Consider the following 21,146-nt stretch of genomic DNA (forward strand, 5'->3'; position numbering starts at 1 on the left):
CGTGAGCGACGGGCTCAAAATTGGGGGGCCTTTGGCCGGGCGGCGCATCGGGTTGATGATCGTATCGGCATCGCGCAATGCAGGCGGCGTGTTTGAAGCCGTCGTGGCCCATGCCGAAATGATCCGCGCGCTGGGCGGAGAGGCGGTGGTCTTTGCCATTGCCGATGAACATACCGAGCAGGACAGCGCTCGCTTTGGCCCGACAAAGGTCATCGCCTGTACGGGCAAAGGTCCGCGTCAGATTGGCTATGCGCCCGAACTGGTCAAGGCGCTTTTGGCCGAAAACCTTGATTGCCTGCACCTGCACGGCATATGGATGTATCCATCGCGCGCCGGGGCCGTTTGGGCGGCGATCACCCAAAAGCCCTATTTCGTTTCCCCCCATGGCATGCTGGACCCATGGATCTTTCAACGCAGCCCCTGGAAAAAGCGATTGGCCCGTTGGGCATGGGAAAAGGACAGTTGGCAACGCGCCAGCGCGATCCACGCTTTGACCGCGCGTGAGGCACGCGACATCGCCAACCGCACAGGTCGCAGCGACAGTCTGATTATTCCCAACCCCGGCCCGGATCCAGTGTCGGCCATTTCCCCAACCGCGCGCGCGCCGGTCATGCTGTATATCGGTCGAATCCATACCAAGAAAAACCTGCTTCCCTTGGTGCAGGCATGGCACGGAATGGAACATCCCCAAGGCGCGGTGCTGAAAATCGCAGGATGGGGCGATGATCAGGATGTGGCCGCGCTGCAATCCGCCATTGCCGCGGGTGGCGGCCGAGTCGAGTTCCTTGGCCCGGTGTTTGGCCCCGATAAACAGGCCTTGCTCGACGAGGCTCGCTTTATGGTGCTGCCCTCATTATCCGAAGGGCTGCCCATGGCGATATTGGAGGCCTGGGCCGCGGGCATGCCGACGATTATGACCCGTGAATGTAATCTGGACATGGGCTTTTCATCGGGGGCAGCGCTGGAATGCGGCTTTGACGCGCCTTCTATTGCCGCATCCTTGGCACAAGCATGGTCGATGGACCATGACGATTGGCATTCGCGCGCCGACGCAGGGCGACAGCTGGCGGCATCGGTGTTTTCAGCCACGGCTGTTACCGCGCAATGGGGGCAGGCCTATGAGGCCGCCATCGCCAAGACGGAGGGACATCGATGAGCGCGTCCGTCACAACGATCATCCTCACCTTTAACGAGGAAATCCATATTGCCCGCTCAATCGCCAGCGCCAAGGCGTTTAGCAGCGATATTCTGGTGGTGGATTCCTTTTCAACCGACCGGACCGTGGAAATCGCCAAGGCCGCCGGCGCGCGCGTAATGCAGAACAAGTTCGTCAATCAGGCCCGACAGTTCAATTGGGCGCTGGACCATGGCGAAGTGGCAACCGACTGGATCTTGCGGTTGGACGCCGACGAAATCATTGGTGCCGATCTGGCCAAACGCATCAACGGTGATCTGGCGGGCTTGCCGGGCGATGTGACCGGCGTCACATTTGACCGGCGCCACATTTTTATGGGGCGGTGGGTCCGCCATGGAGGTCGTTACCCGCTGCGCCTGTTGCGCCTGTGGCGCAACGGCAAGGGCGCGGTCGAGGACCGTTGGATGGACGAACATGTGGTCATCCACGAAGGCCGGATCATCCATATGCCCGGACAATTCGATGATGCTTCGTTGATGGATCTGACATTTTTTACCGCCAAGCATAATGCCTATGCCACGCGAGAGGCGATTGAGGTTCTCAACGCCCGCTATGGCCTGTTTGCCGATGCTGCGCATGATACGGCCCATAACATGGGGCGCCAGGCACGCGTCAAACGCTTCGTCAAAGAGCGCATCTTTAACAATATGCCCTTTGGCACCGGGCCGCTGGCCTATTTCCTGTACCGCTATGTCATCCAATTGGGCTTTTTGGACGGAAAGACGGGCCTGATCTATCATTTCCTGCAAGGTTTCTGGTATCGCTTTCTGGTCAACGCCAAGATTGTGGAGCTGGAACGAGTCATGCAGGATGCCCATTCCCGCGAAGATCGCATCGCAGCCTTGGCTGCGGCTACGGGATTGCGGCTATGAGGGATCATTCTCCGCATGTTCTGCAAGCGGGTGAAAGCGGATCGCGCCAGGGGGGCGCCAGCTTTTCCTTGCGCATCCGGCTGGAGCGTTTGGCCTTTATGGTCGGATGGTTGCTGCTGGCCCGCTGGACACCACCACAGATGCGGGCGTGGCGGCGGGTAGTCCTGCGTATGTTTGGCGCCAAAATCGCTCCCGGCGCCAATATCTATTCCAGCGCGCGCATCTGGTATCCCCCTTTTCTTGAAATGGGTGAAGGCGCAACATTGGGGCCGCGCGTGCGTTGCTATAATCAAGCGCCCATTCGCATCGGGGCCTACAGCATCATCTCGCAGGACGCATCGCTTTGCGCAGGATCGCATTTGTATGACGATCCCGATTTTCAGTTGGTGACGCGGCCCATTTCCATCGGAGAGCATGTCTGGATCGCTGCGGAAGCCTTTGTCGGCCCGGGCGTCAAGATTGCGGATTATGCGGTTCTGGGCGCGCGTGGTGTGGCGATGCGTGAATTAACCCGTGGCGGCGTCTATTCCGGCAACCCTGCGGTTAGGCTGAAACAGCGCAAGATGGCCGGTTAGGCAGATAGAGAGAAGCTGAATGCTGATAATAGCCGTTCTGATCCAGCTGCTGGTTCTGGCCGAGATGCGGTACAGGATGCGCGGATTCACGCCCCAAGAAGCGTTCGGATGGTTTTTGTGGCTTTCGCAGGTTGTGTATTTGAACGGCGACTGGATCTATGGGCCGCAATATAACCCCAGCGGCTGGGAAACCTATAGCTATCTGCACCATCCAGAAGGCCAGATTATCTATTATGGATCGATCATACTGATCCTTTGGATTTCGACGATCGGGGTTGGCCGCCTGACCGGCACGACGGCCGGAATCAGCGATTCCCTGAACGCATTGCGCAATCAGGCGCGGAAATATGATACGATTTTCAAAGTACTGGTCGGCTCTATTATTGGCGCACAATGGATATTTCTTAATTGGTCCATTGCCTGGCACAATAACCAATATCTGGCGATGACGGGGCAAGACAGCATGTGGATCGAAGGCCCTGCCGTTGTTGCCATTCAAAGTCTTGCCGGGATGACAGGGTTTATCTCCGCCTTCTATTTGGCGAACAATCTTTCGCAAAGCGGTGGTCCAAAACCATTCGTGTGGACGATCCTGTTTGCGTGGAATATCTGCTTTTCCTTGGCCGCCTGCTCTCGTGCATCCTTTGCCATCTTGATGGTCTTCACGCTGCTTATGCATCTGATCAGCGACAAAAAGAGCAATGTTCGCACGCTCATTCTGACTGCCACGGCCATCTATCTGCTCTTCTGCGCGCTTGCCGGACGAGGGATTGGTGAATTCGGCCTCGGGTCCATCCCAACCATTTTGAGCGCGCCATTCGAAGGCGAGAGCAACGGCGCGGTTGAAGTGGTAGGCAGCATTTTTCAGGGCGTTTTCATTACCGGAGACGGCAATGAATTCCGCGCGGATTTCCCCGCGATTTACAAGATCCTCTCATTTTCGCCCTTCCCCAGCGCGATCGACAATTTCCAAACTTATAGAGAACAATATGCGATGCCGCTTTCGGCTTTCGTTCCAATGAGTGGCTATACAGAAGTTATTGCGTTTGGCCCTGCATACTTCATATTTCTATGGGGCTTTGTGGCAATTTTGATGCGCAAGATATTATTGAGCCAAAAGAAAATTGGACTTTTGTATTTTATACTGAGCGCTACCGTACTTTTCTTTCTTATACAAGGCGGAACATACCCATTAAGAAACTTCTTTAGACCGCTTTTATTTTCCTATATAATTGCATTGTATTTATCAAACCGCAAGAAAACTTCTACATTAAAAAACATCTAGTCCATTTTATGCTGTCTCCCCCATGATCGCCTGCAAAAAGCCTGTTCAAGCCAATCAATACTTGAATTTTACGCGCCTTGTTAAATCGTGATCGTCGTGTGTGGCCATATCAGTATGTCATTTTACATCGATTACAGCCAGGTTTCTCATTCCGCAGCCGCAACCGCCGCTTATGCATCATCCGCATTGGACAATCCGGTCGTCATGGCCGCCGCCCGCGCCAAGTCTGAAGGCACATGGTACACCGTTCTGGCACTTGGCCTTGCGGCCACCTTTGCCATTTTCGCTTTTGGCGAGGACCAAAACAAGCCTTCTTGGGCGCTGGACAAATTATCGTACGCTTCGGAATGCACCTACTCGCTCTATGCAATCCACATGCCCATCGTCGTAATTTTGACAGCGATGCTCGTCCCGAGCCACCTTGGCAGATTCGAGTTAATGTCTTGGAATGCCGTGATATTGGCAGGGATAGTCGCCATACTTTACGCCATTGCGTGGATATTTGCGCGATTGACGGAACAGAACACAAATCAAGTTCGGCGCTGGCTTTCAAACGAATTTCTTCCGAAATGATTGACCAATTTCGATACTGGATAAGCGCGTAATAGGTGTTGTCCCTAGGGCCTGAATAGAATACTTCTCGCAGTCGCGGAATGCATGCGTTCCGCCCGCCTGACATCAAATTTAAGGACCGTGATCGGCTTATGCGTACCGCTTTGGTTGGCTTTACCGGCTTTGTAGGTAGCACCCTGACCCGTGCGCGCGAATTTGATGACATGTACAATTCGCGCAACATCGGCGATATCGCGGGAAAATCCTATGACACGGTGGTTTGCGCGGCTGCGCCCGCCACAATGTGGGCCGCTAACCAGAACCCCGCCGCCGACAAGGCCAATCTTGATGGTTTGTTTGCCGCATTGCGTCAGGCCAAAACGGAACATTTCGTTCTGATCTCGACCATTGCCGTACTCGACAATGCCGCTGCCGGTTATACCGAAACCAATGCCGCCTTCGAAGCTGAAAAAGCCTATGGCCTCCACCGGCGCGAGCTGGAAGAGCGGGTCGCAGGCCATTTCGCCAACAGCCATATCATGCGCCTTCCCGCGCTGTTCGGTCCGGGCATCAAAAAGAACTTTGTGTTCGACCTGATGAACCCCGCCCCGTCCTTCATCAAGCCGGACGTCTGGGAAAAGACGCTTGCGGGCCTTGCCGGCGCCGAGGCTGCCCTGCTCTCGCGCTATTATGCGCTGGATGAGAAGCTGGGGATGTGGGGGCTGGACCGTGCCACGCTCAACGTTTCGCAAGATCGTGAGAATGTGAATGCGATTTTCCACCAGATCAATTTCGTCGCTCGCAATTTCACCAACAGTGAAACGCGTTTCCAATATTACAATATGGAGCGCCTGGCCGACAATATTGATACCGTGATTGCCACCGGTATCGATACGCTGAACGTTTGCTCCGAACCGCTTTCGGCAGCCGAGGTTTGTCAGGAATTGACAGGCGATACATTCGTCAATTCCGCGCCCCCGCTTTGGATCGAGGACATGCGCAGCATTCACGCAGACAAATTTGGCGGCACCGGCCCTTATCTGTTTGATCGAGCCAGCGTGCTTGCCGATCTCAAGGCGTTTTTCGCCACGGAATCCGGCCGATGAAGCTTGCAATCTCGAACATTGCATGGGCGCCTCAGGATGCGCGCAGCGTCTATGCCATGATGCAGGCTCATGGTTTTACCGGACTGGAAATCGCCCCCGGCCTCGCCTTTGCCGGCCAAGAGGACGCCTTTGTCCCATCGGCCGGCGCAGAGGCGGCATTCCGGGCGGATCTGGCCGAATTTGGCCTTTCCTGCGTGTCCATGCAATCTTTGCTGTTCGGTGTTGTGGGCGCAAAACTCTTCGGCTCGGCTGAGGAACTTGCAGCCCTTGAGCGCGGATTGGAACGCGCGATTACACTGGCGGGTCGTCTGGGTATTGGCAATCTGGTCTTCGGGTCACCCGGCAATCGGGTTATCCCCGAAACCATGGCCCATGCTGATGCACAGGCCCATGCCGTGGATGTTTTCCGCCGCCTTGGCGACAAAGCGCAGGCCGCAGGCACGCTTTTGGCGCTTGAGCCAAATCCGGCGGCCTATGGCACCAATTTCATGACCACCGTGGCCGCAGCGGCCGATTTCACGCTGTTGGTCGATCATCCTGCCGTCACGCTCAATTACGACATGGGCGCGCTGTACATGAATGAAGAACAGAACCAGGCAGGCGCGCTTTATCGCCGCGCCGCCGGCAAGGTCAGCCATGTGCATATCAGCGAACCGCAATTGGCCCCCGCGCCTGCCGATACGGCCAGTTTGCAGGCCATTGCCACCGACCTGATCGGGCAAGGCTATGACAAGTGGTTCTCAATCGAAATGCGTGCGCCGGGCGAGAACGGACTGGCCATTATCGATCAATGCCTGGCCGCCACAGCCGGTGCGATTTCTTCGGCAAGGATTGCAGCCCATGCGCAGTGATATGCTGGTTTCCGTCGCGGTCGTCGATGAAGAGGGGCCGCACATCACCATCCCGCGCCTTGCCGCTGTGGCGCGTGCGCTGGAACAGAATTTTCGCTATTTCGAACTGATCTATCTGCTGCGCGAAAGCCAGCGGCCGCAACTCGATCGTTTCGCGGCGGAAATTGCCGGATTGGCCAATTTGCGCATCATTCTGACCGGAGAGGGCACGCGCTTCTATCGCCAGCGCCTCATTGCGACGATGGAAGCGATCGGCGATGTGGTGGCCCTGTATGATCCCGATGATATGCCGATTGAGGATCTGGTCACCCAAATCGGTCATGCCAAGGATCGGGACGAAATCCTGATTGGCTGGCGCCCATCGCGTCCGCCCAGCGGGTGGAGCTATCGTCTGCTCTCTTTGGCGTCGAACAACGTGATTTCGGCGCGGGCCGCGCGCACAATCATCTTGCCGCGCGAACCGCTCAACGCGATTGCCGCGCGTAAAAGCGCATCCATCGATCTGCGTTTCGAAGCCCGCAACGCACCGACACATTACAACCGTTTCGACATCACCACCCCCGTCCGCGCCAAGGCCGGCTTTAGTCAGCGCTATGAATTGCTGATGGAAATTCTGCTGGCAGGGGCGCCGCGCTTTCTAAAGCTTTATGCTGCTTTGGGCTTTCTGGTGGTGGCGGGCTCCACGCTTTACAGCTTCTATGCCATTGCCGTCATCCTGCTGCGCGATCATGTTCAGGAAGGCTGGTTTTCCACCGCCATCATCCAGTCCGGCTCTACCGCGTTCATCGCGGGGGGCATGTCGATTTTGGCGATTGCGCTGGTGGCTGTGCTTGAAGTGTTGAGCGGCGGCAGCGCAAGGATGATCGTGGACGAAATCTCGAACACCAATTTCTTCGACAAGGTGGAAGACCTGAACGTCGAAATGTCGGGCGATACGCCCCCCCTCGGACAAAACGGCATCGGAGAACAACATGTCGCCTGAAGCCTATGCCCAAACCGTTGCCGAGCGTGGCTGGCAAGTGCCAGCATTCCGCGCCGAGCCATTGTTTGAAAAGCGTTCGCGCCACGTCATCATCATCCCCGTCATCAACGAAGGCGAGCGTATCCAGCGCCAGCTTCGCGACATGGCCCAACTGGGCATCACCGCGAAAATTGATACGGTGGTGGTTGACGGCGGCTCGACCGATGGCTCGCTGGAACCGGATTTTCTGAACAGCGTTGGCGTGCGCGCTTTGGTGACCAAGACCGGCAAGGGCAAGTTGTCGGCGCAATTGCGCTGCGGCTATGCTTGGGCGCTGATTGAGGGCTATGACGGCATCATCACCATCGATGGCAATGGCAAGGATGGCGTCGACACGCTGCCCCTGTTCAGTCAGGCGCTGGACGAAGGCTTTGGCTATGTTCAGGCCTCACGCTTTATCAAGGGCGGCCATGCGGAAAACACGCCGCTTTCGCGCTGGCTGGCAATCCGGCTGATCCATTCCCCGGTGCTGAGCATGGCAGCGGGCTATTGGTTCACCGACACCACGCAGGGCTATCGCGCCTATTCCAGCGCCTATCTGCTGGACGAACGGACCCAGCCCTTCCGCGATATTTTCACGCGTTATGAACTGCTCGCTTATCTGACTGTGCGCGCCAGCCAGATCGGATACAAGGTCAAGGAAATCGCGACCAGCCGCATCTATCCGGCCAATGAAGCGATCCCGACCAAGATTTCCGGCATGTCGGCCTTGTGGGATTTGCTGATGGTGCTCAAAGCGACGCTGTTGGGCGAATATCACCCCAAGGCAAAGGTTTAAGCCATGAATGCCAAGCCACAGCCCGATTTTGATGTCGTCATTATTGGCGGCGGTTTTTTCGGCTGCGCGCTGGCGCTGTTTCTGCGCACGATCTTTGATCGCATTCTGGTGCTCGAAGAACGCGATGCGCTGCTCACCCGCGCCTCGCGCGTCAATCAGGCGCGGGTGCATACCGGCTTTCATTATCCACGCAGCTTTGTCACCGCCCTGCGTTCGCGTGAATTGAGCCACCGCTTTTCACGTGATTTCAGCAAGGCCGTGGTCGATGATTTCCAGATGCTTTATGCGATCGCCAGCCGCCGCAGCAAAGTGTCCAAGGCGCGTTTTCTGCGCATGTTCGAAGATATGGGCGCCCCTATCGCCCCGGCCAGCGTGTCGGACGCCGCTCTGTTCGATCCCGAATTGATCGAGGGCGTGTTTGCCTGCACCGAATTTGCCTTTGACTGGTCTGTTCTGCGCGACCATCTGGCCGAGCGTATGGAAAGGCACGGTATCACGCTGCGCCATGGCCAAACCGCCGAAAAAGTGGAATTCCGCGAGGATGCCTGTCTGGTCCATCTCGCATCTGGCGAAGTGGTGAGCGCGCCGCATGTGTTCAACGTCACCTATGGCGGGTTGAACCGTGTGCTGATGAACAGCGGGATTGAGCCGCTGCCGCTGAAATATGAATGGGCCGAATTGGCGCTGGTGGCCCCGCCGCCAGAGATGAAGGGCAAAGCCGTGACCGTGATGGACGGTCCATTCTTTTCAATGATGCCTTATCCGTCGGAAAATCTCTATTCGCTTACCCATGTGCGCTACACGCCGCATATGAGCTGGGTGGACCGCCAGGGAGGACGCTCGGCCTATGCGGTCGGCGATGGGCTGTCCACCAACACGCGCTGGCGTCACATGATGATGGACACCCGCCGCTATATGCCCTGCGCGGGCGATCTGGAGTATGTGAAGTCGGTGTTCGACGTGAAGACGGTGCTGACCCGCAACGAACGCGATGATGGCCGCCCGATCCTTTTGCACCGCCACCATCGGGGGCCGAATTTCTACTCGGTGATGGGCGGCAAGATCGACAACATCTACGACCTTTTTGACGTTATGCCCGCGCTCGATCCCGCCTTTGCCAAGGCCGACATGCGCTATCTTCTGGGCGAGGCATGAGCATTTCCGCACCCGCCGACCAGAGACGCGAAGCCTTGATGGAGCTTGTGCGTTATACCGCCGTGGCTGTGCTGGGGCTGGGGGTCGATGTTGGCATCGGCTATGCCTCACGCCGCCTGCTGGGGGTCCCGCTTGTCGCTGGGGCCGCGCTGGGTTTTCTGGTGGGTGTTGCGTTCAATTATGTCCTGTTTGAATTCTGGGTGTTTCGCCATGGCCGCCTCACATGGCTGCGGCTGGGCAAGGCCTATGCCGCATCGCAAGGCGCCATTATCGTCCGCTTGGGCTGTGTATGGCTGCTGGGACGCCTTCTGGCGGGTATGGCGCAGGCGGATCTGATCGTGCTGGTGGGCGCGGCGGGTATTTCCTTTGTCGTCAATTTCTTGCTGACACGTTTGTTTCTCCGACAAAAATCAACCTAAAAGGGGCCGTGGCGTGACAAAGGCTCATTCTGTTTCTGACCGTATGGCGCCTGTCCTTGTGGCCATGCTGGGCTTTGCTGTCCTGCTGCTGCTTTATGCGCGTTTCACCGCGGTTGACGCGGTGGTAGCGCCCTTTTTGCAAAAGGCCGCTGATCCCTCACTTTATGGGCTGGACGATTACGTCACCCATTCCATGGTTTCGGGATCGACACCATTGCTGGCGCTGCTGGGATGGTTGCATCTTGATGTTACCCAACCGGGGATTTTGGTCACAATCTATCTGGCTACGGGCGCCTTGGCAGGGACGGCGATCTGGCGCGTGCTGGGCAACAGTTTTGGCGTCACCGATCCGTTAATGCGCCTGACCTTGTTGGTGGCTTTGGCGTTTATCGATTTCAAACTGATCCAGTTCAACAAGGCCTCTTGGCTTCAAGAACATAATTTCTCCTTCACCTTCATCGCGCTGGCGCTTCGGGCTTGGTTTGTCTGTTTTCTGATCGAGCGGCGGGTGGTGGCCATGACCGCCCTGCTCATCCCGATCAATCTGCTTTCGCTCAAGGTCGGCTGGCCGCTGGTCGGCTTTGCCGGACTGGCCCTGTTGGCGATGCGCTCGACATCTCCGGCCGCATGGGGGCTGTTATTGCTGTCCATGGCCGGTCCCGGGTGGAGCGCGTTGCACAATATCCAGCCGATGACGCCGGATGAAAAGATGATGATGACGCGGGTGTTGCTTCAGGCTTACCCGCTGGAAGACAATCCTTTTGCCGGCCCCATTTTGCAAACCGCGCTGTTTTTGGGCGCCATGCTTTTCTCCTTTTTGGAATGGCGCAAACTGTCCCCGGCGTTGAAGGCTCCCATTGGCGCCATCCTTCTGGGCAGCATGCTGATCTGGCTGGCGGGCGGCCTCTATCTGACCTGGGGCTGGAAAATCGCGCCCATCCCGGTCGCCGTCCTGCTCAGCCCTGCCCGGGGGCTGGAAACGGCAAGTTTGATTTTCTTCGTTCTGGCGCTCATCCGCCTGAAGGACACACAATGGCTCAATGGACTGGAACGCGCGATGCTGCTGGTCGCGCTGATCGTCCTGAAAGTCACCAGTGATGGCAAGTGGATCAAGCTGGCTCTGGTGATTGCGGTGGCCATGCTTGTGCTGCGCGCCCTGCGCTCCTTGGCGCAAAGGCGCGGGGTCAAGATTTTTGCTCTGGGCGACTTTTTAAGCCTGCCGCTTGCCATGTCCGGTCTGGGTGTGGGGCTGGGCCTGTTTCTGGCGGCCAACCTGTCGGGCGACCGCACGGTCTATCGGCTCGACAGCAAATTGGGCTTTGTCGATCAATCCATTCCTGCCGATGCGTTGGGGCTGCTCTCGACAATTCGCGGCGACCGGGTGGATCGCAGGTTGTTGATCGTGTCGCCCAAAATGAATTGGGTCTTGGCGCCGTGGAATACGATCGCACGCAAAAGCGGCCTTGATGGCAATGTCTATTACCTGTCCTCGCCCGATGCCATCCGCCGTCAGCAGGAGCGGAATGCGACAATAGGCAATGTTCTGAATGGTTTGCGGCATGGTCTGATTGACGCAGACACACAGGCAAAGCTGGCGGCCTGGCATGTCAACCTGATGCTGCCGCGCGAGGCGGCTATGGCCTTGCCCGGATGGCGCATACAGCAGGCCAACGGAAGCTGGGTCGAGTTGAGCGCGCCAACAGATATGGTGCAAAGCAATGGCTGATATTGGAATTATCAGGCGCGTGATGGATGCGCGATGGGCGTTCGGACTGTTCCTGTGCCTGACCTTGCCGATCGTTTTGTCGGGCAATGCCGGACATGATGGGTTGGCCTATGATGCTGTCACATTCCATCTGCCCCAGATCAACTATTTCCTGAACCACCCCGGCGATCTGCTGACCTATCCTGCAACGGCAACCACATTGCCTTTGTACCACGCGCTTATGGGCGTGATCGGACATCTTGCGGGGCTGGCCACGGTGGACAATTCCTCCCTTGTGGTACGGCTGGCCCATTTCATCATCAGCGCTGCGGGTCCGCTTTTGCTGATCCGTCATTTGCGCCGTCATGCCGACCCCGCCATGGCTCTGCTGCTGGCGTTGCCTTTGACGGCCTGTTGGTATGTCATTTCCGGGGCGGTCTATTTCGGGACTGATGGTCCGGCACTGACGCTGGTGCTCATCGCCTTGTTGGGGTGGGAAAGGTCGGGGTTGATCGCCCAAGCGGCGCAACTCCTGCTGATTGCGGGCACGCGGCACCTTTTATTACCGTTTGTCGGACTGTTATATGGCATTCGGGCCTTGGCCACACGTTCTGTGACCAAGATTCTCGCCGTCGGTATCGCGGCGCTGCCCGCCGTGCTGATGCTGGCGGTTTACATCCGGCAATGGGGTGGACTGACGCCGCCGGGCATGGTGGCGGCTTTAAACCCAAAAGGGTTGTTCCCTTATGCCCTGCTCGGTCATCTGGGCGTTGCGGGCATGTGGGGCGTTGGATTTGGTGCGTTACGCTTTCAACAATGGATCACCCTCGGCCGCGAGCGCAGGAATCAAGTCCTGTTCATCGCACTCAATCTCTTGGTTTTGGCCCTGTGGTCGGTCGTACCAACCGACCCGATCCCAGAGGCCGGGCGGTTTGGCTCGATCACATGGAGCCTCGCGCGCATCGGCCTGGTCGGACATCATTCCGTGGCAGTGTTGATCATGGCCATGGCTGGGGCGACGACTCTGCTGCTGATGGCACTGGATTTGAAAGCTGCGGGCCAATTGCCGTCCGAAATCTTGGCCTTGGCGGGCTTTCTTTGCGCACTCATGCTGACGTATGCCGCCTATCAACGCTATAGCGAGCCCATGATATTGGCCGCATTCACGATCGCAGCCAGCAAGACATGTGGCCGCAGCAACATCTCATTGGCGCATGCCTTGCCCTTGCTGGGCCTGTGTCTGATGTCGATTGCGGTGACATTGCACCATCTTCTGCCGATGAAGGGCTGAATCAGGTCTATTACCCAATTGTTGGGAAATCGTTGGAAGGCAATGGCTCTGTGGCTTCAGCCTAAGCGCGCAAAGCGTTGCACCTGTTCAGCGCTGTCGACATGATTGATTGTGTCCACGAGGGGATTGTGGGCAGTGAGGTGCTATGCCCAAGACGCCAGGATGGCGATCGACGACAATCTTCTCGAACGCGACATCAGGATCTTTGCAACAGCCAGGAAATCCTGGCTCTTCCGCGATATTCCGGACGGAGCATCAGCCCGCGCGCATTCGAAGCCAAGGTGGCATAGTGAGATAAGTGACCGGCACAGTCGGAAGTCCCGCCTCACACTCCTTGATCATCCCGATAATCCGCGCCTCGGTGAAACGGCTCTTCCTCATGCGTCTGCTCCTTACAGTGGCAGACTCTACGTCAGATTGAGGGAACTTTCGGGGGGCAAGTCAGAAGCACAATAAAAAAGCCCCTCCTGAAAATAGGAGGGGCTTTCTAAGCTGTAGGCTTAAAGCAACAAATCAGCGCGAAGAAATCACGACTGTCGTATTGCCGTTATTGTCATTGATCACTTCGGTTACGATGAACGAACCAGCCATCGCACCAACCATCGGCAAGGCGAAATTGGACATTGCGTTCCAAGCGCCCAGACTGATGGCCTGAGTGGCCTGAGCTTCGACGCAACGCGTCGCTGCATTCTTACCAGCAACCCGCTTTGCCGAGACAAGGCACGATGCACCCAGGTTACGCTTGGGAGCAGCGTTAACCAACTGGCTCTTTGCAGCAGCCGGAATGGCAGCCGACGAGCGAACCTGCGTGTTTTGAGAGGGCGTGCCGGCCACCAAACCGGCAGCGGCGAGTACCACAAGCATGTTAGTAGCCATCTGAGCTTTCTCCTAGTTAGGTGTAAACCAGTAGCACACTGTGGAGGGCAGAGTCGAGGTTTGATTTCGCACTGCAACAAAACTCTATGCAAAATATATATTTTTGTGCGGGGAAAGTTTGAAAAGTCGATCCAGAGATTTGAATGAAATGGAATTTTTCTATATTTCGGCGCCGATGGCCCATGAACGAATTGGACGCTCAATGCCAAACGCAGGCGTATTTGGACAAAAATTAAGGTGAACTTTCTCCATTACCCCTGCTTGTCGAAATAGGCGTCAGAATACCAAATATAGCCGCTCTTATAGACAACCCGCACGACATACTTATTTTGCTCGCCAGATCGGGTGCCATTATCGTTGGAATTGCGACCGAATGAGAGCCTGCGATTAACCGACAAGACAGGGTTTCCCGTCGGCAGTTTAACCTGATCGATCAAATTACCGTTCATCAAAAGATCTGCGGAAAGAACATTTAATAAATTCAAACCTTTGATCGTGAAGACGCCCGCGCGCCCGTCAATAGAAAGTGGAGTATCGCCCGGTGAAAATTCGCGACTGCTCACACTATAGTAATTGATGGGGGAGCGATCCGCAGCACGCGGACCGTTGTGAAACAGAACCGGGGCGGATAGAATTTGTGCACCTGCGCCACGTACTTCCATGCGATAGGAGCTTGCAGATCCAGATGGACGCATAACGGGTATTTTGAGTGCGCTGAAATTCGAGGCCAATGCACGAAATATACCAGTTTTCAGCACGTTGCCCTCCCCATCCATTAACCGATAGGTCAGATTGAGAGGCTGCGTCGAAGGGTTGATCGCGGCGATTTCAATCGAGCTTTTATCATCGGGATAGATAATTTGCGGTGATGTCAGATAAAATGCTGGTCGCAATGGATATGTTCGTCCCAGGAATTTACTGGAAAACCACAGGTTGATATCGGAACGAGTGTAGCCCCACGTGCTGTCCGGCATGAGGTTTGTGTGTTCAACAAAATCATTAGCGGTTGTAAAATAGACCCAAGGGGATCCCGATTTTATGATTTCGTTCCAATAATCGGTTAGCCTTTGAGTGCCCAGCGCATCCACGCCAAAACCGATATATTGTCCATTTCGCGCACTTCCCCGAAAGTATCCAGGCATCACACTATTGATCCAGAACCTTCCGCTTTTCTGAATGTTCAGTGAGAAATTCCGGTTGGAGTCAGCCGCGCTTCCCGTGCCTGCGCTTGAGAAATTATAGGCAGCATCCCAATTGGGCGCTAAGCGCGAGGCAATGGCCATCTTTTGTCCCGGCGCTTCATTGGCCACCCCGATATCGCCGGCCAAAAACACCTTGTAACCTGCCTTGGCCAAGCGTTGCCGCAGCGTGGACCAAAAATCTGCTGACAATTCGCGCGAGCCATAAAAGAAGACGATCAGGCGACCGTCCCTTTGAATTGCCGGATTTGAATATTTACGGGCGATATCATAGGCGCCGGTGATAATATTGAACATGTCATTTTCAATGCCGGGGTAATATCCTGCATCAATGCAAGGTGCGACAGCGATGGATGACTTTTCTAGAAACGCTACCATTTTTTCATAAGCAGACAGGCCGGGCGCCTTACCATTTATTTGCGGATTTATCTCGTAGCTCAACCCATTAACGCCGGTATTTTTGAGCATTGCAACAAATCTATTTTGAAAGTCAGCACCTGACTTGTCATCCGGCATCATCAGCGTGATGGGATAGGTCGCACCATATTGCATATGCGTATCATTGGGCATGACTGGATAATAATGGGCCCACACGAACTTGGGCATGGGCGCTTGCGCTTCGCCTATATGCGGAAGTGAGGCACACATCAGCATCCCCAGTGTGAACAATGCCTTTTTCATAGGGTGAGTCCCTTCTTTCCTGCGCCCGGTGCAGGGTGATGGCCCTAAGCACTAAATGGGTTTGGGTGAGTGCTGACTGAACGATTTGAACCTTGGCTCGAAATCCTCGCCTGTCACTCGGTTCCCAATCCGCAGCAACACCCGAGATTGGATTTTTGCATTTCCTACATGTACCGATATGGTTAGCACTCCTTTCAGTTAGACTCGAAAGGACGAGCTATGTTGACCCCTATCAAAATCCCATCCGGCTATATCACGCCCACGGCCATGACGTTTTCGGCGCCCGATAATTCCGCGAATTTTGTATCGAGCACCAGTCCTCTTCCTGTGACCACGACGGGCGGACCTGCAACGGCCCTCTCCGGTCAGGCCAGTTCGAGCATCAGCGTTGGCCCCTATCTGCCCGTCATCGGGCGCAGTGTAATCCTGGCTCTTTCGGGCACATGGGAGGGGAATGTTTCCATCGAACGTTCAACCGATGGAGGCATCACATCTTTGCCCATTACCATCGGCGGCGCGCCTTCGGGCGTTTTTTCGACCAATTGCTGCGAGGCGATCTGGGATGAGAGCGAAGTGGGAGCGCAGCTGTATTTGCGCATGACCATCATTTCGGGAACCATTAACTACCGGGTGGCGCAATGATTGATTTGGTTTCACGCCGATTGGCGACGCAGGCCGCCAGCAACGCCGCCGCTGCCTTACGCGCCGCGCAGACCCGCTCGATTGTCCCCACCCAAATCGGTGCCGTGGGGGACGGATTGTCCGGAACCGCAGACCAAGGCGGTTTTGATGCCGCATTGTTGAACATGATTTCATCGCGTTCGGCCGCCCCCACGGGCGTGCTCGGGCCGTTGGAATATCAAAATGGCATCGTGATCGAACCGGGGATCTATGATGCGGGTGATCTGACGCTGACTGACGGTTCGTTGCGTCTTGTCGCGCGCATTCCCTGGACGGTTGTGATTCGAATCCCGGATGGCAAATATTTCTGCCAGCAGACCGGCCAACCCTTTTCGATTGTTTGCGACGGCATCATCTTTGTCGGCGGCAAGGGCGCGTACAAATCGACGCGCACGGCCGTCAACGTCATCAACCTTTGCCAATTCACCCGCTGCCTGTTCTACAACTATACCGAATGCGCGATCAGCAACAATTCCTCGGACAGCCCTTACCTCAAGGTAAAGGACTGTTTTTTCGCGGGAAAGCCGGGCAACTCGACCGTCGGGATTGCGTGGGGGGGCTACGTCGATCAAATGGTGATCGAGGATAACAGCTTTGGCCCGAACGAATATCATATCGCCGTTGGCCCCTATCTTTCGGGCAGCTTTCACATTCGGCGCAATGACTTCATCGGCCAGGCCAGTTTGCCGACCAAAGCGGATATTTGGCTAAAGCCCAACGTGTCCGACAGTGGCGACACGAATGGCGGCCATGGCTCGATGATCGAGGCCAATAAGTTCGGCGCCGAGGGTCAGGTTGCGGGGCAATGCGGCCCGCGCGTCCTGATCGCGACCGAGGACACGTCCTCCGGCACCGATCGCGCCACCTATCGCCCCAGCACGACCGACACCGGCTATCTCTCCGGCTTGCGCATTCAGAATAATCGAGTGGCCTCAATTACGTCGCCCAATGTTCCTTTTATGCGCTCCTACATTTCCAATTTGCGCGGCATGCGTATGGGCGGCGACATCTATGTCGGCGGCCAATATACCCATGTTATTGAATGGCCAAACGGACGATCGCCTAATTATTCAAACACCAACAGCGATTTTGAGTTTGACGATGCCAGCGGGACGGTTCCCTTGGCATTTTCCAGCCATCTGTGCGGCCGCTTGCGCGACTGGGCCTGCTATTGGCCGGGTGATGTCAACCGGGTCGAACTCTATCCGGTCAGCGACAACCCGAAGAACGTCTGCCTGCTCAACGGGGTAAGCCAGATCATGCGCACCCCGATGAGCGGGGTAACCAGAGTTCGTACTGGCGATACAAGCGGCGGTCAGGATTGGGATCTGGTCACGGTGGGTGCGGCCGGGGGCGGCATGGTTTCCGGGTTCACCGCCGCCAGTTTGCCCAACGGGGAAGGCACTATTTTCCTGGAATTGGCATTGCAAAGAGCCCCGATCCGAAGCGTGTCGCAGGTTACCGTCGAAGTCTTCAATTATGCCAACAACCTGCTCGCCTTTCAACGAACGGTTCCTTTGCCGGAAACGGCCGGGCGCCTCATTCAGCCCGTAAGCCTGCCTGCCCATGCCTCGCCATCGACATGGCAGGTCCGGGTAAAAGCGCCTGTGATTACCGCGGGCAGCGCTGATCAGTTCATTACCGGTGATTGGATTGTAAATACGGGCGCGGCTCGAATCGGTAGAGAAAGGGCGCTGGCCCAATATCCGCTTTTGCCTCGCAATCGGACGATGGTCGGCGGCGGCATCAACACCTGGCCGACGGGTTGGTCGGGCACATCGTCGGGTGGGTTGGCCGGCCTGACAATCACTGTGAATGCAGTGGGTGCCGACAGTAACGGCAGCTTTATCGAGTTGCAATTCGCCGGCACAACCACAAGCGCTGGCAAATTTACTGTCTATTGCGAATCGACCAAATCCGTTCCCGCCATCAGCGGCCAGACATGGATGTATTACATGCCGATCGCTTTGACGGCAGGGTCTTTGACGGGATTGACCACCCTGTCGGGCTTTGACGGCACCAACGGGGCCATGGCGCTCAGTCTGCCTAATTACAATTCCTCAAACGCGCTTTTGACCGACATCCTGACGGCGTTCACGCCCACGGCTACGGTGGCAAGTTTTGGGAATGGGGCAATCACGCTAACAAACGGGGCCACGGCCTATATCATGCCAAGCCTTGTATTCGCGTTCCCAAGCGGGGCGGCTAACAACTTTACCGTCCGCATGTACACGCCAAGTTTGCGTCGTGTGAACTGATAATCGACAGAGACTCTGCGTGGCGGAACCAACGCTACGCAGAGTCTCTACTGATATTCAGCGACTTGTTATATCCGTGATGCCTTGCATCGCCTCATCAACGATATTGTCAGCATAGCGGTCGGACAAGGGGCGGACAAGGCAAGGCATCAAATCCCCGATTCGACCAGGAAGCCTTAGAGCGTCGCTCCCATTTCCTGCATAAACCGCGCAACACGCTCTTTAGCCTCAGATGAATCTGGAAAGAGCATAACCTCGACCGCGTCGGCGAATCGCTCCGAATCCCCCATCCAACGGCGTTTGAGCGATTCTTCTTTCATGCAGTTCCAGGATTCTTCGTCATGAGACAGCAGGGCCATCGCGCGACCGACGCCTTCTGGTGAATCCGGCTCGACGATATAACCATTTACAAGATTTCGCGTCAGCGCATCATTGGAACCGACCGGCGATGAGGTCAGCATCGGCGCGCCAAAGGCCAAAGCCTCGTTGACGACCAAGCCCCATTGCTCCTCGGTGCTGACCAAAACGAGCGCCAGGCTCTTTGCCAACACACCGGCCACCTCAGGGGCGGTAAGAAAGCCCGAAAATTCCACGAGATCATCGATGCCTGCCGCGGCGATTTGTTCACGCAACGCACCTTCAAGCGGTCCGGAACCCACCATAACCAATTTGTGGGCGTTTTCAGCGCCTACGCTTTGTACATAGCGGGAAAAGCCATCTATCAACACTTCCAAATTCTTTTTCGGCACGAAACGTCCGACATAGACAAAAGGCCGATCACGGAACGACACGCCCTCAACCGGCAAATATTTCTCGCCCTGCTGACGGACGCGGTCCAGTCCGACGGCGTTGTAACCCGTCAGGATCGGCCTTTTTCGAAACCCCAGAAACCGCAAATATTCCATCTGTCGGCGGCCACCGACGATGGCGCCCTGATAGACCGAAAGTAACGCGCCCTTGACCAATTCAATCCATGCCGACCTTGGATAATCGTCATATTTGGTGGCGCTCATCATGATGACGCGAACGCCTGACAGTCGCAGCAAAAGCACCATCGGCAGGATTTCAGGCTCGCTGTATGCAACGCCGATGAAGACAGTTTTGCATTTGCGCAGGACATTGTATTGTTTACGAAATCGCGCCCAAGGCGTCGTAGCCTCATAAAGCGTGTCCGGAAACAGCGTAACCGTCGTCGCGCCTTCGACGTCCTTGAACGGTTCCCAAACATAGAGATTGGATTTGGTGCAAACCTGCACCGCATAGACCTGCGCTTTACCGGCGAGGCGACTGGCCGCGGCAACGCAACGGTCGACATGATAGGCTGAAAACTGGGCCCAAAGGAAGCCGACTGCTTGCACAGAATTCCCTCTTCTACTCGGCCACAGTGGCCAATTATTTATTTCAATCCCGCAAGCTGCATCACGGAATTTGCAAAGAAGCCGACATCCGCCATTTGTTCAAACGTCGATGAAGCCTTCGCCATAGCGCGCCATTGATCCTCGGACTGGACCATTTTCAACATGGCCGCAGAAATTGCTTCGGCGGAACGTGCCTCAACAACAAAGCCATTAACGAGATTACGAACCAACAGATCAGTTGACCCACAACTGGCCGACGCGATGACGGGAATCCCTAAAGCGACAGCCTCGTTTACGACCAACCCCCATTGCTCTTCATCGCTTACCAAAAGCAAAGCCAAGGATTTGGATATGGCTGTGGCTACCTCATTAATAGGTAGAAATCCAGTCATTATTACTTTTTCAGTTAACCCGAGATCTCTAATCCGCCCCATGATCTCGGCGCGCTGCGGCCCATCTCCCATCAATATCAACCGCCGGGAACTGCTCGCTGCTTGCTCACAATACCTGTGAAAGGCGTCAAGCATATTGAGAATATTCTTCTTGGCCACGAAGCGACCCACAAAAAGAAAATCGCGTTCATGCCATGAAACCACATGATGATCGCCAACAGCAATTTTCTTCATCCGGTCGATGCTGACGCAATCGTAGCCGAGCAGTACCGGCCTATTTTGAAATCCAAGGAATTGGACATATTCACGATGTCTTCTTCCCGCGACCAGCGCCCCGGAATAGGCTGAGAGGCCAACAGACTTCAAAAATTCGAACCAGTTCTTTCTTGGTGAATCATCATATTTGGAATCAATCATCAAATATGTCTTCACGCCAAAAAGGCGCAATATCCAAACCAAAGGGATAATTTCCGGTTCATGATAACCGATGCCCATAAACACATGATCACATTGCACCAACTGGGAAAAGAGTTTGGCAAATCGGCGCAAAGAGGACACTTCTTCAAATTTATTATCTTGAAAAAGCGTAATTTTTTTGGCCCCGGCAACAGATCCTGACGGCGCCCAAGCATAGAGTTTGGATGAGGTCGCTACCTCTATCGCATAAATTTCTGCCATCTCCGCCGCCAATGCGGCTAATGCTTCGCAACGATCAACATGATATGCGGCAAACTGGCTCCAAACCAACGCCAACCGCTTTGGCCGCAATTTACCCATAATTTACCCTACCCCTAAGGTAGTAAGAGTTTAGCCCAGTTCCAATTTCGTTGGAAGGTTAATCGCCATAAACCCATAAAAACGTCGTTCTGTACAAAATATTTGTAAGCTGTTCACCA

General features: G+C 55.6%; 19 protein-coding genes and 1 pseudogene. 16 read left to right on the forward strand and 4 right to left on the reverse strand.

Annotated features, from left to right (window positions below; translation table 11 throughout):
- The first annotated feature begins 1 nt into the window (after window position 1).
- The 14 genes and pseudogenes from ACZ9HU_RS14000 to ACZ9HU_RS14065 form a co-directional block, all read left to right on the forward strand.
- Window positions 2-1,156, forward strand: coding sequence for a glycosyltransferase (locus tag ACZ9HU_RS14000; protein WP_476105843.1), 1,155 nt, complete (start codon window positions 2-4; stop codon window positions 1,154-1,156).
- Window positions 1,153-2,067 (forward strand): glycosyltransferase family 2 protein, encoded by a 915-nt coding sequence (locus ACZ9HU_RS14005; protein ID WP_476105844.1) that lies wholly within the window; start codon window positions 1,153-1,155, stop codon window positions 2,065-2,067. Before ACZ9HU_RS14000 ends, ACZ9HU_RS14005 begins: the two co-directional genes overlap by 4 nt.
- Window positions 2,064-2,642 carry an LbetaH domain-containing protein gene (locus tag ACZ9HU_RS14010; RefSeq protein ID WP_476105845.1) on the forward strand — a complete coding sequence of 193 codons (579 nt, stop codon included), beginning with the start codon at window positions 2,064-2,066 and terminating at the stop codon, window positions 2,640-2,642. The genes ACZ9HU_RS14005 and ACZ9HU_RS14010 overlap by 4 nt, the downstream gene beginning before the upstream one ends.
- A gap of 19 nt (window positions 2,643-2,661) precedes the next feature.
- On the forward strand, window positions 2,662-3,927 hold the full coding sequence (locus ACZ9HU_RS14015; RefSeq protein WP_476105846.1) for a hypothetical protein: 1,266 nt from the start codon (window positions 2,662-2,664) through the stop codon (window positions 3,925-3,927).
- Between the two features lie 114 nt (window positions 3,928-4,041).
- A complete protein-coding gene (locus ACZ9HU_RS14020) occupies window positions 4,042-4,500 on the forward strand; it encodes an acyltransferase family protein (protein ID WP_476105847.1) in 459 nt (152 codons plus the stop codon).
- A 131-nt stretch (window positions 4,501-4,631) separates the two neighbouring features.
- Window positions 4,632-5,585 (forward strand): hypothetical protein, encoded by a 954-nt coding sequence (locus ACZ9HU_RS14025; protein ID WP_476105848.1) that lies wholly within the window; start codon window positions 4,632-4,634, stop codon window positions 5,583-5,585.
- Window positions 5,582-6,436 (forward strand): sugar phosphate isomerase/epimerase family protein, encoded by an 855-nt coding sequence (locus ACZ9HU_RS14030; RefSeq protein WP_476105849.1) that lies wholly within the window; start codon window positions 5,582-5,584, stop codon window positions 6,434-6,436. Before ACZ9HU_RS14025 ends, ACZ9HU_RS14030 begins: the two co-directional genes overlap by 4 nt.
- Window positions 6,426-7,418: a glycosyltransferase family protein gene (locus ACZ9HU_RS14035; RefSeq protein WP_476105850.1), complete on the forward strand. Its 993-nt coding sequence runs from the start codon at window positions 6,426-6,428 to the stop codon at window positions 7,416-7,418. The genes ACZ9HU_RS14030 and ACZ9HU_RS14035 overlap by 11 nt, the downstream gene beginning before the upstream one ends.
- Window positions 7,408-8,235 (forward strand): glycosyltransferase family 2 protein, encoded by an 828-nt coding sequence (locus tag ACZ9HU_RS14040; protein ID WP_476105851.1) that lies wholly within the window; start codon window positions 7,408-7,410, stop codon window positions 8,233-8,235. Before ACZ9HU_RS14035 ends, ACZ9HU_RS14040 begins: the two co-directional genes overlap by 11 nt.
- A gap of 3 nt (window positions 8,236-8,238) precedes the next feature.
- Window positions 8,239-9,390 carry an FAD-dependent oxidoreductase gene (locus ACZ9HU_RS14045; RefSeq protein ID WP_476105852.1) on the forward strand — a complete coding sequence of 384 codons (1,152 nt, stop codon included), beginning with the start codon at window positions 8,239-8,241 and terminating at the stop codon, window positions 9,388-9,390.
- Complete coding sequence (locus ACZ9HU_RS14050) at window positions 9,387-9,809, forward strand: GtrA family protein (protein ID WP_476105853.1); 423 nt, start codon at window positions 9,387-9,389, stop codon at window positions 9,807-9,809. Before ACZ9HU_RS14045 ends, ACZ9HU_RS14050 begins: the two co-directional genes overlap by 4 nt.
- Window positions 9,810-9,822: 13 nt before the next feature.
- The gene (locus ACZ9HU_RS14055; RefSeq protein WP_476105854.1) at window positions 9,823-11,535 is read left to right on the forward strand and encodes a hypothetical protein; all 1,713 of its coding nucleotides are present in this window, start codon (window positions 9,823-9,825) and stop codon (window positions 11,533-11,535) included.
- Complete coding sequence (locus tag ACZ9HU_RS14060; RefSeq protein WP_476105855.1) at window positions 11,528-12,805, forward strand: hypothetical protein; 1,278 nt, start codon at window positions 11,528-11,530, stop codon at window positions 12,803-12,805. Before ACZ9HU_RS14055 ends, ACZ9HU_RS14060 begins: the two co-directional genes overlap by 8 nt.
- 144 nt (window positions 12,806-12,949) lie before the next feature.
- Window positions 12,950-13,072 (forward strand): annotated as a pseudogene (locus tag ACZ9HU_RS14065) (IS66 family transposase); the annotation flags it as partial.
- Window positions 13,073-13,318: 246 nt separating this feature from the next.
- On the opposite strand, the gene ACZ9HU_RS14070 reads toward ACZ9HU_RS14065, so the two are convergent.
- Together ACZ9HU_RS14070 and ACZ9HU_RS14075 are read right to left on the reverse strand one after the other, a co-directional pair.
- Window positions 13,319-13,681, reverse strand: a complete 363-nt coding sequence (locus ACZ9HU_RS14070; RefSeq protein WP_476105856.1) for a hypothetical protein — start codon at window positions 13,679-13,681, stop codon at window positions 13,319-13,321.
- Between the two features lie 251 nt (window positions 13,682-13,932).
- Window positions 13,933-15,561: a glycoside hydrolase family 71/99 protein gene (locus tag ACZ9HU_RS14075; protein WP_476105857.1), complete on the reverse strand. Its 1,629-nt coding sequence runs from the start codon at window positions 15,559-15,561 to the stop codon at window positions 13,933-13,935.
- Between the two features lie 219 nt (window positions 15,562-15,780).
- Here ACZ9HU_RS14075 and ACZ9HU_RS14080 point away from each other — a divergent pair, with 219 nt between their 5' ends.
- Window positions 15,781-16,203 (forward strand): hypothetical protein, encoded by a 423-nt coding sequence (locus ACZ9HU_RS14080; protein ID WP_476105858.1) that lies wholly within the window; start codon window positions 15,781-15,783, stop codon window positions 16,201-16,203.
- Window positions 16,200-18,500 carry a hypothetical protein gene (locus ACZ9HU_RS14085; protein ID WP_476105859.1) on the forward strand — a complete coding sequence of 767 codons (2,301 nt, stop codon included), beginning with the start codon at window positions 16,200-16,202 and terminating at the stop codon, window positions 18,498-18,500. The genes ACZ9HU_RS14080 and ACZ9HU_RS14085 overlap by 4 nt, the downstream gene beginning before the upstream one ends.
- A gap of 176 nt (window positions 18,501-18,676) precedes the next feature.
- On the opposite strand, the gene ACZ9HU_RS14090 is transcribed toward ACZ9HU_RS14085, so the two are convergent.
- Window positions 18,677-19,858: a glycosyltransferase gene (locus ACZ9HU_RS14090; protein WP_476105860.1), complete on the reverse strand. Its 1,182-nt coding sequence runs from the start codon at window positions 19,856-19,858 to the stop codon at window positions 18,677-18,679.
- A 38-nt stretch (window positions 19,859-19,896) separates the two neighbouring features.
- Window positions 19,897-21,027, reverse strand: a complete 1,131-nt coding sequence (locus tag ACZ9HU_RS14095; RefSeq protein WP_476105861.1) for a glycosyltransferase — start codon at window positions 21,025-21,027, stop codon at window positions 19,897-19,899.
- Window positions 21,028-21,146 lie beyond the last annotated feature (119 nt).

The organism is Novosphingobium sp. Sphag1I, assembly GCF_056279125.1.

What these genes read in the sequence shown, in the direction of transcription:
- ACZ9HU_RS14005 (WP_476105844.1), top strand. Translation starts at nt 1,153, where the DNA reads ATGAGCGCGTCCGTCACAACGATCATCCTCACCTTTAACGAGGAAATC.
- ACZ9HU_RS14010 (WP_476105845.1), top strand. Translation starts at nt 2,064, where the DNA reads ATGAGGGATCATTCTCCGCATGTTCTGCAAGCGGGTGAAAGCGGATCG.
- ACZ9HU_RS14015 (WP_476105846.1), top strand. Translation starts at nt 2,662, where the DNA reads ATGCTGATAATAGCCGTTCTGATCCAGCTGCTGGTTCTGGCCGAGATG.
- ACZ9HU_RS14020 (WP_476105847.1), top strand. Translation starts at nt 4,042, where the DNA reads ATGTCATTTTACATCGATTACAGCCAGGTTTCTCATTCCGCAGCCGCA.
- ACZ9HU_RS14025 (WP_476105848.1), top strand. Translation starts at nt 4,632, where the DNA reads ATGCGTACCGCTTTGGTTGGCTTTACCGGCTTTGTAGGTAGCACCCTG.
- ACZ9HU_RS14030 (WP_476105849.1), top strand. Translation starts at nt 5,582, where the DNA reads ATGAAGCTTGCAATCTCGAACATTGCATGGGCGCCTCAGGATGCGCGC.
- ACZ9HU_RS14035 (WP_476105850.1), top strand. Translation starts at nt 6,426, where the DNA reads ATGCGCAGTGATATGCTGGTTTCCGTCGCGGTCGTCGATGAAGAGGGG.
- ACZ9HU_RS14040 (WP_476105851.1), top strand. Translation starts at nt 7,408, where the DNA reads ATGTCGCCTGAAGCCTATGCCCAAACCGTTGCCGAGCGTGGCTGGCAA.
- ACZ9HU_RS14045 (WP_476105852.1), top strand. Translation starts at nt 8,239, where the DNA reads ATGAATGCCAAGCCACAGCCCGATTTTGATGTCGTCATTATTGGCGGC.
- ACZ9HU_RS14050 (WP_476105853.1), top strand. Translation starts at nt 9,387, where the DNA reads ATGAGCATTTCCGCACCCGCCGACCAGAGACGCGAAGCCTTGATGGAG.
- ACZ9HU_RS14060 (WP_476105855.1), top strand. Translation starts at nt 11,528, where the DNA reads ATGGCTGATATTGGAATTATCAGGCGCGTGATGGATGCGCGATGGGCG.
- ACZ9HU_RS14070 (WP_476105856.1), bottom strand. Translation starts at nt 13,681, where the DNA reads ATGGCTACTAACATGCTTGTGGTACTCGCCGCTGCCGGTTTGGTGGCC.
- ACZ9HU_RS14075 (WP_476105857.1), bottom strand. Translation starts at nt 15,561, where the DNA reads ATGAAAAAGGCATTGTTCACACTGGGGATGCTGATGTGTGCCTCACTT.
- ACZ9HU_RS14080 (WP_476105858.1), top strand. Translation starts at nt 15,781, where the DNA reads ATGTTGACCCCTATCAAAATCCCATCCGGCTATATCACGCCCACGGCC.
- ACZ9HU_RS14085 (WP_476105859.1), top strand. Translation starts at nt 16,200, where the DNA reads ATGATTGATTTGGTTTCACGCCGATTGGCGACGCAGGCCGCCAGCAAC.
- ACZ9HU_RS14095 (WP_476105861.1), bottom strand. Translation starts at nt 21,027, where the DNA reads ATGGGTAAATTGCGGCCAAAGCGGTTGGCGTTGGTTTGGAGCCAGTTT.